This window comes from Nocardia elegans NBRC 108235 (genome assembly GCF_001612845.1).
In the GTDB taxonomy this organism is placed as follows: Bacteria; Actinomycetota; Actinomycetes; order Mycobacteriales; family Mycobacteriaceae; genus Nocardia; species Nocardia nova.
Map to the genome: position 1 here is coordinate 1 of NZ_BDBF01000014.1, position 13,299 is coordinate 13,299.

Consider the following 13,299-nt stretch of genomic DNA (forward strand, 5'->3'; position numbering starts at 1 on the left):
GGCGGCCACCCATGCGGCACCGCCCGCGGCGGCGGCAACGCCCGCCGCGATGAGCCGATTACGCAACCGACCGGATTTCCGGGAACTCCCCAACTGCATGGCACCATGCTGTCACAGGCACGGGCCGCCCGCAGTAGCGCCAGGTGAGAGGCTCACCGGCTGACGGACCGCTTGAACTGACGCAGCGCCAGCGGCACGAAGATCGCCAGAATCGCCACCACCCAGATCAATGTCGTCGCCACCGGATGCTGCAGCGACCACACATCCGGCGTCGGATTCGTCGGACTCGTGTTGCCGAACAGGTCGCGCGTCGCCTGCGTCACCGCCGATACCGGATTCCATTCCGCGACGACGCGCAGCGGCGTCGGCAGCACCTCGCTGGGCACGAAGGTGTTGGCGATGAAGGTCAGCGGGAAGATCACCATGAAACTGGCGTTGTTGAACACTTCCGGCGCCCGCACCAGCAAACCGACCACGGCCATGATCCAGGAAATCGCGTAGGCGAACAGCAACAGCAAGGCATAGGCGAGCACGGCCTCGAGGAAGGATCCGTGGATGCGCCAGCCGACGAGCAGACCGGTCACCGACATCACGACCAGGCTCACCACGTTGATGGCGACGTCGGCCACGGTGCGCCCGACCAGCACCGCCGACGGTGCCATCGGCAGTGAGCGGAACCGGTCGATGATTCCGCGCTGCATATCCTCGGCCAGGCTGGTGCCGGTGAACGTGGCGCCGAAGACCGAGGTCTGGGCGAAGATGCCGGCGATCAGGAATTCGCGGTACGAGGTGCCCTGCACGCTGATCGCCGAGCCGAAGATGTAGGCGAACAACAGGACGAACATGATCGGCGACAGCGTCGAGAAGATCAGCACGTCGGGCACTCGTTTGATCTTGATGACATTGCGCTTGGCAATGGTCAGGCTGTCCCCGGCCACGGTGGCCGCGCGTTCGGCCAGGGTCGGTCTGCGGGTGTCGGCCGCGGCGGTGATCATCTGCTCTGTCCTTCCGTGGCTTGTTCGAGGGTCTGCGCGGCATCGGCCGAGTCGACGGAGTCGGCGGCCTCGTGCCCGGTCAGGGTGAGGAAGACGTCGTCGAGCGAGGGCCGTCGCAGGCCGACGTCCTGGATGCGCACCCGGTGCGCGGACAGCCGCTCGATGGTGTCGACCAGGGCCTGCGAGCCGTCGTCGACGGGAATGGTGAGCCGCCGCAACCCCGGTTCGACGTGGATATCGCCGACCGCCAGACCGGCGAGTGCCTGCTGGGCGACGGCGAGGACGTCGGCATGCTCGACCGTCAACTCGATCCGATCGCCCCCGACCGTAGCCTTCAGCTCGTCGGCGGTGCCGCGCGCGATGACCGAGCCGTGATCGATCACCACGATGGTGTCGGCCAGCCGGTCCGCCTCCTCCATGTACTGCGTGGTCAGCAGGAGGCTGGTACCGCCGGCGACGAGTTCCTCGATCACATCCCACAGGTCCATCCGGGCCCGTGGATCGAGCCCGGTGGTCGGCTCGTCGAGGAACAGCACCGGCGGATTCGCCACCAGGGCTCCGGCCAGGTCCAGGCGGCGCCGCATGCCGCCGGAGTAACCCTTCACCGGCCGATCGGCCGCCTCACTGAGCCGGAAGCGCTCGAGCAGTTCCCGGGCACGCTGTTTACTGCGCTGAATGCCCAGGTGGTACAGCCTCCCCACCATCTCCAAATTCTCGAAGCCGGTGAGATATTCATCCACGGCCGCGTACTGACCGGAGGCACCGATGTGGGCGCGTAACCGCTGCGGTTCCCGCAGCACATCGATACCGGCGACCGTGGCGCGGCCGGCATCGGGGGTGAGCAGTGTGGTGAGCACCCGGACCGTCGTGGTCTTCCCGGATCCGTTGGGGCCGAGCAGTGCGGTCACCGTCCCCTCGGGAACCGCTAGGTCGAGCCCGTCGAGAGCGATGAGCCGACCGTACTTCTTGACCAAACCCTCGGCGATGATGGCGTCGGGCATGCTTTTCCCCTGCCGTTCGATGTGGATGTGAGGTTCGCTACTTGCCGTGCAGTATTGCCCACACCACCGACAAGTTCATCCGAATAAACCCATATCGGACATCGACCGAGCGGGAAGCCTCGATCGGGCAGAGGGCGGAGGTGGTCGCATCCCGGGGATCCGGCGGTGCTCGGGGGTGCCGGCGGGATGCGACCGACTCGATACTCCCGCGCCCGGCCCCGAAGGTCGCGAGTAGCGCGCTACTCGAGTACGGCCCGCACGGCTACCTGCCGTGGCGCTCACGGGGCCCCGAGGGTGTGAAAACGCCCACCGTCGGGCGCCGCCACACCCGCACAGCTACCGAATTCGGCGCTCGCGAAGGTGGCCCGGCACGGCCGATCGTTTCACGTGGAACAAGTTTATTCCTTTGCGTTACAACGTAATTCACGAATGCCTCTCCGCCGACTGTCAACCCTCCGGCAAACCGGACGACGCGCCCCGCAACACGCCAGAGAAAAAAATTCCGAAACTAGCGCCCTTCATGCAGACACAAACGAGAATCGTCGCGTAGGATCAGTCACGTCGGCCCCTCCCCCCCGGGCCGACCCTACGCGGGCCTCGGCTAACTCCCCCCCTTCGCCGAGGCCCGCTTCCAATTCCGGGACTTTTCCGGTCGGCGTCTGCGCCGCCTCGACCCTTGTGCGACAGCGCTTTCGGATCCGACGACAGATGCGGTCAGCTACCGTTCCGCCGCAGCACGTGCGAACCCAAACGGTTGATTCCGCGCACCCGCACAGTGCGCAGATGCCGCAGCGAGAACTCGGGCTCGTCCGCCAATTGTGTTGCCGCGCCGTCGTCCACCAGGACCGTGCCCGGCCGGGCGACTCCGGTCAGCCGCGCCGCGGTATTCACCACCGACCCGTAGAGATCACCGAAACGTTGCAACACTTGGCCGTAAGCCAGCCCGACCCGGAGTTCAGGGGTGGTTCCGGCACTCGTCGTGGCCTCCTGGATCGCCAATGCGATCCGGGCGGCCGCCACCGCCGATTCGGCCGCGAACATCACCTCGTCGCCGACATTCTTGATCGTCCAGCCGCCGTTCGCGGTGATCGCGTTCGTGGTGACGGATTCGAACGACTCCAGCAGATCGTCCAGTTCGTCGGCCTCCAGATGCCGGGTCAGCCGGGTGTAGCCGACCATGTCCGCGAATCCGACGGCCAACTCCCGCAACGTTTCTCCGGTGCCGTCACCGGCCAGCGACCGCGTCAGCGCCGCCGCGAGATGGCGCCGCCACGCGTAGGCCTGCAGTTGCTGCAGCGCCGACACCACCTCGGCGGTCGCCTCCCGGGCCACCTTGTCCTGGTCCACCGCGGGATCGCCCGCCGTGATCGAACGGATCCGGTCGGCGATCTCCTCCGCGACCAGATCGACCTGCCATTCCGCCAGCCGCGCCATCGACTGCCCGAGGGTGCGCGCGGCCGCCTGCTGCCGGCGCACATCGGCGCCGGCCAGCGCGTCGAGACTTCTGAAGTTCCGGACCGCGTTGACATCGCCGTCGGTGAATTCGACCGCGGCGTCGTCCTCGTGAGCCGGGAATCCGAGCGAAACCCACAGCCGCCGCGACAGATCGGCCGGTACGCCCGACAGTTCCGCGACCTCGACCCGGTTGTAGCGGCGAGATCCCTCCAGTAGATAGGGCTCGACCACCGACTGAACCAGCTTCGACAGCTCCGGAGAGGCCATAATTCCGACGATACGGATCCCGCCGAGGCCGGGCCGCCGGCTGATGATTTGTCACAGCCGGTTGTCACAGCCCGGCGAAGCGGGGGTCAGACGCGGTCCGGGCCGGGCTGCCAGGTGGCGACCGCCCAGATGACCACGACATTCAACGCGATCACCAGGATCGACCATGCCGGGTAATAGGGCAGCCACAGGAAGTTCGCGAGGATGGACAACGCCGCCAACGTGATCGCCACGATCCGGCCCCACGTGGTGCCGGCCATGAGACCGAGGGCGGCGATGACCAGCAGGATCCCCAGCACGATGTGGATCCATCCCCAGGTCGTGGTGTCGAACTGGTAGACGTAGTCGATGCCCACGACGAAGAGGTTGTCGTTGGCGACCGCCGAAATTCCTTCCAGGATCGAGAGCACACCGACGGTGATCAGCAGGATCGCCGCGCCGATCGATGTTCCGGCGGCGATGCCCTGACGTACGGGATGCTCCTGCGGGGTTGTGGTCATGGCAGAACTCCTTCCCAGCCGAGAGGTCTTCCCCTGAATGTGCCCAGTGCGGTGCGCAATGGCTTCACCCGTGGCGGGTGAGTGTCGGACGCCGTCGCCCCGCAGGACCGGTTCGCGGCCGGATCTCGAGCTCATCCCGGGCGGATGAGGCGACTACCAGCGGTTGTGCCCGAGCCTGGAGACGCGCATGCACCCCGGCCGAGGAGGTGAGTTGGTCGTTGTCGATCCGCTACCAGTTCGTCATCGACGGTGAATTGTCCGAACGGGCGCTGGCCGCATTTCCGGAATTGCGCCGCAGTGATCATTCCTCGGCCGGGACGACCACACTGTTCGGCACCCTCTCCGACACCACGGCCATGCGTGGCGTGCTGGCACGCATCGACTCGCTCGGGCTGACACTGCTGGGAATGGCGCAACTGCCCGACTCCGCCGGCTGAACTCGTCGGGGGGTCCTCGGGTGGGGTCGCCGCCGCCTACGGTTCCTCGTCCGGATCGGGCGCCCGGTCCTGGATCAGGACGTTGACCCACCGTGTGGTCGGATCGATATCGAGCAGCAGCGCCTTCATCAGCAGCGTCAGCGGAATCGCCAGCAGCGCACCGAGCGCGCCCAGGACCCATGACCAGAACACCAGCGACAGGAACGTCACGGTCACGCTGAGGCCGACGGCATCACCCACGAATTTGGGCTGGATGATCGACTGGATCACGAAATTGATCACCGAATAGACGACGATCACCCACAGCATCAGCATCGGGCCGCTGTCGAGCAGCGCCAGCAGCGCCGGCGGAATCAGGCCGATGACGAAGCCGATATTCGGAATGTAGTTGGTGATGAAGGAGAGCAGCGCCCACAGCACCGGAAGCGGCACGCCCATCAACCACAGGGCGCCGCCGTCGAAGATGGCGACGATCAAGCCGAAGACCGTGGAAACCACCAGATATTTCCGGGTGCCGATGGCGAATACACCCAGCGCATAAGCGATTTCGGGCCGCGTCTTGGCCACCACCGCCAATTTTCGATCGATCATCATGCCGTCGATCGCCATGAACAGCAGCAGTGCCAGAACGAAAAACAGATTCGAGAAGATTCCGAGCGCGTTGCTCAGTGCGACCGACAGCAGATCGACGACCTTGCCCACATCCAGACCGTTGAGGGCGTTGTGGATCTGCTCGGTGTCCACCCCGAAATCGGCGAGCGTACCCCGCACACCGTTGAGCATGTCGTCGAGTTTGTCGGAGTATTTCGGTAGTTCGGACGCCAATTGCGCGACCGAGAGCACCAGCGCCCCGATCAGTACGAGCAGAATCAGAACGACCAGGAACAGGGCCGCCACCATCCCGATCCACGGCCGCCAGCCGCGCCGTTGCACCCAGGTCTGCACCGGCTGAACGGCCATGGTCAGCATCAGCGCCAGGAAGGTGGGACCGAGCACGCCGGCGAACGCCTTCATACCCATGACGGCCACCACGGCCCCGGCGACCGAAAGCATCACGATCAGACCGCGCGGTAGCGACCATGTCGCTCCGGACGCGGGCGGCGGAGCTTTTCGCTCGGCCCGCGGGGGCCGATCTCGTCGCAATTGCATCGGAATTACCTCGCCGCCGCAGACCGGTGTGTCGATTCTCCGACCGACACTACGGCTCCGACCGGCCCGTTACGTCCTGCGCCACGGCCGAATTCGAAGGCCCGAGACCGATTCGAAATCATGATGGGACGTACATTTTGACCGAATTCAGCAAATGATTAGTGTACGTTTCAGTTTGGAGAAAGCAGGCTTCACCGACACCGCCTTCGGCGAAGGCACAGCTCCGGGAGGCGCTTTGAACGCTTCGCCCAGAACAACGCGATCGCTAGCCGATAGCTTGAACGTTGCCGCCATTCGCAGTGGCCTCCAACTCGGCGTGCCGGAACTCTCCTTCGTACCGCTGTCGCTTCCCGCTGCCCACGCTCGCATCGACGAGGCGGCGACGACCGGCGCCGGCCAGACCGTATTGATCTGCGCCCCCGCGGGAACCGGCAAGACCGTCCTGGCCGCCGACTGGGTGGCGCGACTGGCACCCCGGCATTCCGCCTGCCGGGTGGGCTGGCTGACCTTCACCGGCCGCCGCGGTGAGTCGGCCGATCTGTGGCGTGCGATCGCCGGAGTGCTCGACCTACCCGTCGGATCACCCGACCGGGACCCCACCGGCCCCCTCGCCGAACCGGCGACACTGGTGGACCGGTTGACCGACCGAGCCGAACCGACCGTTCTCGTGCTCGACGACGCCCACCTGCTGACCGACCCCTTGGCCCTCGCGGGATTGGAATACGTCGTCGAAAACGCACCGCCCACATTGACAACCATCGTCACGGGCCGGTTCGATCCGCCGCTGCGATGGCACGGCCTCGAGCTGAGTGGCCGGCTCACCCGGCTGACGGCGCGCGAACTCGCGCTCGACGACGAACACACCGCGGCCCTGCTCGATCAGCACGACCTCCACCTGAACGCGGCCGATATCGCCGGCATTCAGCGACTGACCTGCGGCTGGGCCGCGCTGGTACGAATAGCCGCGATCTATCTGGCCGCGAATCCGCAGGACCGGCCCACCGCCCTGGCGGCATTGGCCCGCGCGCCGCATGCCATCAGCGACTTCCTCGTCGGCGAGCTGCTGGGGGCGTTGCCGGACGATGCGCTGCATTTCCTGCTCGCCACCGCGGTGCCCGAGGAGTTCAGTGTCGCGCTGGCCACGGAGCTGGTCGGCGAATCCGCCCCGGCCACGCTGGAATATCTGCTGCGCAACAATCTGCCGATCACCTGCGTCGCCCGCCACGGCGAACTGTGGCACAGCTACCACCCCATGCTGCGCGCCTATCTGCTCGCCGAAGCCGCGCGCTCGCTTCCGGACCGGCTGCAGCGCATTCACCGCAGCTGTTCGAAGTGGTTCATCGATGCCCGGATGCCCTCCGCCGCACTGCATCACGTCCTCGCGGTGCCGGGACATCCCCAGCTGTCGCGGTTCATCCGCGAACACGGCCCGAGGTTGGTGTTCGGCGGGGACGGGCCGTCCTTCTTCGCCCGATTGGACGACGTCGGCGAACTCGCCGACGATCAATTCGTCCAACTGCTGCGCATCGCCGAGGCCGTGGGCCGCGGAGACGTGGCGGCCTGCACGGCCTACCTGGATCGCCTCGAAGCAGAACCCTGTTCGGCGTCCGCACTGGTGCCCGCGTCCTGGCTGACCGCGCTGCGCTGCGCCGTGGTCGCCGATGTCGCGGTGCTGACGGGCGCCGAACCCGCCGCTCCCGATCCGCCGGCGCCCACTCCGACCGGGCATGCCGAACTGGACTGCTACATCATCCTGCAGCTGGCCAACGCGCACCTGCACCGCGGCGATGTCGCGCGCGCGGAATCCGGGCTGTGGCAGGCGCTCGCGCTGGCCGAACATGCCGGACTGGGTCGCTTCGTCGTACCGGCGGCGACGCGACTGGCGTTGTGCGGCGGTATCGGTGGTCATCTCACGGTGATGTGCAAGCGGGCCGAACATGCCGTGGAGCTCGCCGAGAAATACGGACTGCGAACACATTCCGCGATGACGCACGCACAGGCGATGATCGCGTACACCCGCTATCTGCAGGGCGATCCGATCGATGTGCACGGCCAGCTACCGCCCGCCACGACGAGCGGCCTCTCTCCCGCGCCGGCCGCCGACCGTCAGGCGCAGGCGATTCTGCGGCTGATCGAATTCGATTCCGCCACAGATCGTTTCCTGGCTGCCGATACGCTGCGGATTCAGCTGCTCGACATGCTCGCCGAACCGACACCGGCGCGTTCCTCGGGCAATCTGGTCCTGCATACGGTCCTCGCCCTGCTGCGGATCCAATCCCGCGTCGGCGCACAGACTCTGGTCGAGCGAGCGGGCGCGGTACTGGGCCATACGCCCGAGGTCGTGCTGGCGCAGGCATGCCTGTCGGAGTATGCGCAGACCTCGTCGACGACACTCGAACTGCTCCAGCCACTGCTGCGCCGGACCGACGGACTGCCCCCGCTCACCGCCGTCACGGCCTGGCTCCTGTATGCCTCCGCGTCCGCCCATCTGGACCGCCCGGTCAAGGCCTACGAGGCGGTGGCGCAGGCGCTGACTCACGCCGCCGACGACCGGATCGTGCGCCCGTTCCTGGACGTGCCGGGAACCGTTGCGCTACTGGATGGTTCGGTCGGCCGCTTCGGTCACCACGACCGGCTGGTCGATCTGATCCGGTCTCACCCGTCGGCCCGCGGCGCGGCGCACAATCCAGGATTGACCGAAACCGAGATGTCGGTGTTGCGCCAGTTGCCGTCCGGGATGACGACGCTCAATATCGCCGAGGGCATGGGCGTTTCGATCAACACCGTCAAAACACACCTGCGCGGGATCTATCACAAGCTGGGCAGCGGTTCCCGGGCCGAGGCCATCGCGCGGGCGCGCGAGCTCGGTTTGATCTGATCGGAATCGAGATCCGAGCGCAGTCGAATCACGCCGTCCGCCAGCTCGTTTCGCAACACCAGACTGCGATAGATTTGCCACAGCGAACGGCCGGGATAACCGGGCATCGACGCCATGAAGCGGTCGACCGCTTCCATCCTGGTCGAACGGCGTGGCCAGGCCGGTGGCCGATGCGACCGGCAGATCCGCATGTGCCGCCGCGGCGATCATCGCGAGCGCGCCGCCCAGCGACCAGCCGATGAGAAACCGCGCTCACCGGCCGAACCAGCGGGTCAGCGCGGTCGTCAAACCTTCGGTGCCGTCGGTGGCGGCCCAGGCGACGTAGCCGTCCGGACGGACGAGCACGCCGGACGCATCGCGGGAGCCGGGCGCGTCCGAGGCGTCCAACGGCTTCGCCGTGACGATCCGGATCCGGTCCTGCCACGGCGCCGCCGCGGCGGATGCGCGAACCGCGCAGGTCTCAGGTGAGCGCCACCAATTCGTGCAAGGTGGTGCCGGTGCGGCGGACCGGTTCCGCACCGCCGAGCACGGTCAGTTCGAAGGTGGATTCGAATCGGAAATAGCCCGGATGTCCGATCAACCTGTGCGCCAGCGGTTTCAGCAGCCGGGTGCCCACCAGTGGAATATCGTCGAGGAGATCGTGGGCGTGAATCACCCGATCCACGGTCAGCCGCAATTCGACCCGATCGGGTACGCGCAGTTCGATCCACTCCGGATAGCCGCGCCCGGCGGTCGCGTCGAAACGCGCCGGTCCCTCGCGCAGTGTCGTTTCGCCGGTCGAGAGAACGATGCGGTCGTGGTGGGCCAGCATGAGCGGCGCGATCTCGTGCGCGCCGCGTCGCTGCTGGGTCAGCACGTCGGCGAACAGCAGCGAATAGTCCTCGACATACAGCCGCCCCCAGTGCCAGCGCTCGATGATCTTGCGCATATCGCCGACGCCCCAGTTGTGGTCGGCGTACCCGCGACCGGTGACGGACCGCTCGACGCCGTCGATGGTCACGGTGCCGCTCACCCGTGCTCGCGGCGCGCCGACAACCCAGCCGAAGGAATCACCGCCGCCGAAATGCGTCTCCCCTTTCCCAGGCATCCAGCTCGGCAGTTCGTTGTCGAAGCGCAGGTCGAAAACCAAACCGTCCTCGGCCAGTCTCAGGTGATGCGTCGGCAATCCGTCGGGCCGGAATTCGGTGTAGGCCCGGTTGTCTCCGATCCGCACATCACACGATTGCGCGTCGAACGACGCCTGCTTGCGGGGATATTTCCGCGAGACCTGCCGGCGGGTGCCGTCCGGTTCGTAGACCATCAGCTCGACCCAGGGACGCGCGTGCGGGAAATCCTCCGGGCGGCGTTTGGTGAGGAAGCCGACGACGGTATGCCCGCTGTCGAGATGTGCGTCGAAATACCAGTGCTCGAAGGCGAGCGAACTCGCCGCGGGATGCAGTGCGTTGTGGCGCGGTTCGACCGTGGTGAGTTCACCGTCCCGGCGGCCGGGACCGTTCCATGCCTCCACAATGGCTGTGTCGTTCATCGCCGCAACGCTCCGCTCGCATCGAATTCCGCTTCTCTGCCCTGCATCTGGGCCCGGTACCAGTTCTCCCGGTGCCGCACCATCACCTTCTCGTGCACCCGCCCGACCGGCGGTATCCGGCGCACGAATTCCATCGCGGTGATGAGCGGAAACCGCAGTACCGGAATCAGCAACCAGGGAAAGGCCGGGGGCATACGGTATTTGCGCCGCGTGCCGGGCGCCATGTACATCGCCGAATACACGGAGTTGATGCGGTAGTTGTAGGCGGCGCGTAGCCGGCTCACGCCGCGGTGTTCGGGGCGGGGAGCGAACGCGGCGGGATAGGACTCGATCAATTCCGCGCCGTGCGCACCGGCGTCGTAGGAACGCGAGGCGATGGTCATCGCCAGCACCCGCAGCGAGTCGACCACGGTTTCCGGATGCCACTGCAACCGCACGCCCAGCAGATATCCCATGTACTTCTGAAAGTGCAGCAGCGCACGGATTTCCGACGGCGTCGTCTGATATCCCAGCGCCCACAGCCCGAGGCCGGGTGTCACACTGCCCGCGATCAGGGTTAGCAACTGATAGGTCTGGCTGATCGGCAGCCCCCACTTGTCGATATCCCATTCGGGATGGCCGGCCACCCGCGCCCGCACCGACACGTGCATCACGCGGACCTTCAGTGCGGTGGCGCGCCCGGTCGACCCCGGGGTGAGCAGCGCATTCGGCTGCGAGACGTCCATCCAGAATCGGCAGGTCTCCAAATACCTGCGCAACGCACTGTTTCCGGCATATCCGCCCGCCAGCGACAGCGGGGTGGCGACCGCCGATTCGGTGTACATCTCCAGTGTTTCCGCACCCGCGAAGCTGAACAGCATGGTGCCCCAGCGCCGCCAGATGGCCGCACCCTGTTCGACCAATTCGGGACGCACCCACTCGGGCACGGTGTCGAATTCGGCGAACAGTTCGCGCATCGAATCCGGCGCCTCGGGAACGGCATCGATTCCCTCGGCCAAGGCCCGGTCCAGCAGTGCGCGGCCCTGTGCCGAACCACCGGGACCGTGCATCACCTCGGCGACGAATCGTTCGGCGACCGGATCACCGGCGAACAGATCCTCGGTGAGAGCCCGGGCCTGCTCGTCGGTGGGAAAGAGCTCTGCCCCGGTCACTTTCCGCACGATCGCTTCCAAGCGCTGGACGGCGGGCTGCTGCTTCGCCTCCCAATACCGGAAAGCGCTGGGGCATTTCAGGGTTCGTATTTGTGTCGTCATTTCACCGCACCGTTCGGAATCGCAGCATCATGTCGTGGTCCTCGTGATCGAGCAGATGGCAGTGCCAGACGAAGCCGCGCAGATCCGAATCCCGATGCGCGGCATGCTCCGCCGAATGCGCCGCACCCGGCATGGGCGCGGTGAGTCCGGTAAAGGGCGCGTCGGGATCGAATCCGAGTTCGTCGGCGGTCGGAAATCGCACCACGATTCGGGTGACGGTGCCGCCGTCGACTCGCACCACATCCTTACGTCCGCTCTCCCACGGCGCCGGCGGCTGCGGCGGCCCGGCCAGGAAGCCCTCCGGATCGGGAGTCCACCGGGTGCCGATCGCCGGTTGGGGATGGGCGAGTTGGTAATCCACAGTGCGCAGCGGCGTACGGCTCAGGATGCGGAAATCCACCAGGTGGATGTGGATGGGATGGGGATCGGGCGTGATGTTGACGATGTTCCACACCTCGGTCGTGCCCTGCCGCGGCATTTCGATATCCGGATCCGAATAGCGCAGGTTGTTCAGCGACATGATCGCGGGCGGCATCCGCAGTTCGTACGGCTGGCTGACCGTGAGCGTCCGCGACAGAGTCGGCACCGGCACCGGCGGCAGCAGCGCGGGCTGTCGCGGTCCACCGCGCAGCGTCTGCGGGACCGGCCCGCGGAACCCCGTGCGATCCTCGGCGCGGAAGCGGCAGAACACCGGCATCGCGACCTCGCCCAGAATCGACGCCTGGAACACCGGTGGTTCGTCGTTGCACAGTTCGACCGTCTCCCCCGGTGCGAGATCGGCGAAATCCACCAGGAGATCCACCCGTTCGGCCGGAGCGAGTCGCAGATTGCGCACCGGCACCGGCGCATCCAGCAGTCCGTGGTCGTTTCCGATCACCCAGAACCGCATCCGATTGCCGAAGAACAGATTCCACGTACTGAACGAGGCGGCGTTGATCGCACGGAACCGATACAGCCCGCGCGCGACCGGCAGCTGTGGCCACACCACCCCGTTCACCACTCCGACGTCGCCGACCGCACCGCCTTCCCACGAACCCGGTGGCACCACCGCGGTCGAGCGCAGACTCTGGCGGCCGTCGGGTGTGAACAACTTCTCCTGCAGCACCAGGGGTATCTCGAACTCCCCCGCCGGCAGTCCGAGCGGATTATCCGGAGCTCCCGTGTCGAATTCGTCGCGCAGCAGCATCATGCCGGTCAATCCGGCGTACACGTTCGCCCGCGTGATGCCCATCGCGTGGTCGTGGTACCAGAGGTGACCGGCCGACTGCCGCAGCGGGAAGTCGTGATCGAGGTGCTGTCCCGGCATGACGAGTTGTTCCGGGTGCCCGTCACTGGCGGGTGGAGTCACTCCGCCGTGCAGATGCAGCGAGGCGGGAACCGTGGTCCGGTAGCTCTCCGGCACCGCGTGCAGGGTGGTGTCGATATCGGCCGCGAACGGATGAGCGCCGAGCCGGTTGTGGAACCGGACGGTCAGCGGTCGGCCGGTTTCGTGTTGGACGGTCGGGCCCAGATAGGTCTGATCGTTGTATCCGAAGGCGGGCACCGCGGGCATATCGCGGTGAAAACGATGGCTGGTGGTGGTCGCGACGAGGTCCAGGTGACTGCCGGTGACGACGGGCGGGCGCGGGAGTTCGTCCACGAAGGGCCGCATCGGGGGCGAGTGGAACAGCAGCGGACTCTCGAATCCGCCCGGCGCGGGATCGGCCGTCGCTGTCGCCGCGCGCCCGGCCACCGCGGCCGTCAGACCTGCGCCGATACCGCGCAGCATCGCACGGCGGCCGATCGGTCGATACATCCCTCGCACCTTCCGAGGTGACATCGATCGTCACCCGTCGCAGC

General features: G+C 66.6%; 11 protein-coding genes. 2 read left to right on the top strand and 9 right to left on the bottom strand.

What is annotated here, in order from left to right:
- Positions 1 to 152 precede the first annotated feature (152 nt).
- The 4 genes from NE2_RS11665 to NE2_RS11680 form a co-directional block, all read right to left on the bottom strand.
- Positions 153 to 995 carry an ABC transporter permease gene (locus tag NE2_RS11665; RefSeq protein WP_081879640.1) on the bottom strand — a complete coding sequence of 281 codons (843 nt, stop codon included), beginning with the start codon at positions 993 to 995 and terminating at the stop codon, positions 153 to 155.
- Entirely contained in the window at positions 992 to 1,996 is a 1,005-nt protein-coding gene (locus tag NE2_RS11670) for an ATP-binding cassette domain-containing protein (protein WP_063025961.1), read from the bottom strand. Before NE2_RS11670 ends, NE2_RS11665 begins: the two co-directional genes overlap by 4 nt.
- Before the next feature lie 714 nt (positions 1,997 to 2,710).
- Positions 2,711 to 3,718 (bottom strand): adenylate/guanylate cyclase domain-containing protein, encoded by a 1,008-nt coding sequence (locus tag NE2_RS11675; RefSeq protein ID WP_063015281.1) that lies wholly within the window; start codon positions 3,716 to 3,718, stop codon positions 2,711 to 2,713.
- Between the two features lie 86 nt (positions 3,719 to 3,804).
- Positions 3,805 to 4,218 (bottom strand): DUF7144 family membrane protein, encoded by a 414-nt coding sequence (locus tag NE2_RS11680; RefSeq protein ID WP_030516695.1) that lies wholly within the window; start codon positions 4,216 to 4,218, stop codon positions 3,805 to 3,807.
- Between the two features lie 206 nt (positions 4,219 to 4,424).
- Between NE2_RS11680 and NE2_RS11685 the strand changes: the two genes are divergently transcribed.
- Positions 4,425 to 4,655 (top strand): DUF8691 family protein, encoded by a 231-nt coding sequence (locus tag NE2_RS11685; RefSeq protein WP_063025962.1) that lies wholly within the window; start codon positions 4,425 to 4,427, stop codon positions 4,653 to 4,655.
- A 36-nt stretch (positions 4,656 to 4,691) separates the two neighbouring features.
- On the opposite strand, the gene NE2_RS11690 is transcribed toward NE2_RS11685, so the two are convergent.
- A complete protein-coding gene (locus NE2_RS11690) occupies positions 4,692 to 5,708 on the bottom strand; it encodes an AI-2E family transporter (RefSeq protein ID WP_228818395.1) in 1,017 nt (338 codons plus the stop codon).
- Positions 5,709 to 6,120: 412 nt separating this feature from the next.
- On the opposite strand from NE2_RS11690, the gene NE2_RS36690 reads away from it, so the two are divergent.
- Positions 6,121 to 8,682 (top strand): winged helix-turn-helix domain-containing protein, encoded by a 2,562-nt coding sequence (locus tag NE2_RS36690; protein WP_063025964.1) that lies wholly within the window; start codon positions 6,121 to 6,123, stop codon positions 8,680 to 8,682.
- Between the two features lie 252 nt (positions 8,683 to 8,934).
- Here NE2_RS36690 and NE2_RS37655 read toward each other — a convergent pair whose 3' ends face one another.
- From NE2_RS37655 to NE2_RS11715, 4 genes are read right to left on the bottom strand one after another with little or no spacing between them, the layout of a single operon-like run.
- Positions 8,935 to 9,201, bottom strand: coding sequence for an aromatic-ring hydroxylase C-terminal domain-containing protein (locus tag NE2_RS37655; RefSeq protein WP_373862244.1), 267 nt, complete (start codon positions 9,199 to 9,201; stop codon positions 8,935 to 8,937).
- Positions 9,143 to 10,207 carry a lipocalin-like domain-containing protein gene (locus NE2_RS11705; protein ID WP_063025966.1) on the bottom strand — a complete coding sequence of 355 codons (1,065 nt, stop codon included), beginning with the start codon at positions 10,205 to 10,207 and terminating at the stop codon, positions 9,143 to 9,145. Before NE2_RS11705 ends, NE2_RS37655 begins: the two co-directional genes overlap by 59 nt.
- The gene (locus tag NE2_RS11710; RefSeq protein ID WP_063025967.1) at positions 10,204 to 11,460 is read right to left on the bottom strand and encodes an oxygenase MpaB family protein; all 1,257 of its coding nucleotides are present in this window, start codon (positions 11,458 to 11,460) and stop codon (positions 10,204 to 10,206) included. The genes NE2_RS11705 and NE2_RS11710 overlap by 4 nt, the downstream gene beginning before the upstream one ends.
- A gap of 1 nt (position 11,461) precedes the next feature.
- The gene (locus NE2_RS11715) at positions 11,462 to 13,255 is read right to left on the bottom strand and encodes a multicopper oxidase family protein (protein ID WP_063025968.1); all 1,794 of its coding nucleotides are present in this window, start codon (positions 13,253 to 13,255) and stop codon (positions 11,462 to 11,464) included.
- Positions 13,256 to 13,299 lie beyond the last annotated feature (44 nt).

Bases quoted from the DNA above. Each gene is read 5' to 3' on its own strand.
- NE2_RS11670 (WP_063025961.1), bottom strand. From the start codon at position 1,996: ATGCCCGACGCCATCATCGCCGAGGGTTTGGTCAAGAAGTACGGTCGG.
- NE2_RS11675 (WP_063015281.1), bottom strand. From the start codon at position 3,718: ATGGCCTCTCCGGAGCTGTCGAAGCTGGTTCAGTCGGTGGTCGAGCCC.
- NE2_RS11710 (WP_063025967.1), bottom strand. From the start codon at position 11,460: ATGACGACACAAATACGAACCCTGAAATGCCCCAGCGCTTTCCGGTAT.
- NE2_RS11690 (WP_228818395.1), bottom strand. From the start codon at position 5,708: ATGCTTTCGGTCGCCGGGGCCGTGGTGGCCGTCATGGGTATGAAGGCG.
- NE2_RS11665 (WP_081879640.1), bottom strand. From the start codon at position 995: ATGATCACCGCCGCGGCCGACACCCGCAGACCGACCCTGGCCGAACGC.
- NE2_RS11705 (WP_063025966.1), bottom strand. From the start codon at position 10,207: ATGAACGACACAGCCATTGTGGAGGCATGGAACGGTCCCGGCCGCCGG.
- NE2_RS11715 (WP_063025968.1), bottom strand. From the start codon at position 13,255: ATGTATCGACCGATCGGCCGCCGTGCGATGCTGCGCGGTATCGGCGCA.
- NE2_RS11680 (WP_030516695.1), bottom strand. From the start codon at position 4,218: ATGACCACAACCCCGCAGGAGCATCCCGTACGTCAGGGCATCGCCGCC.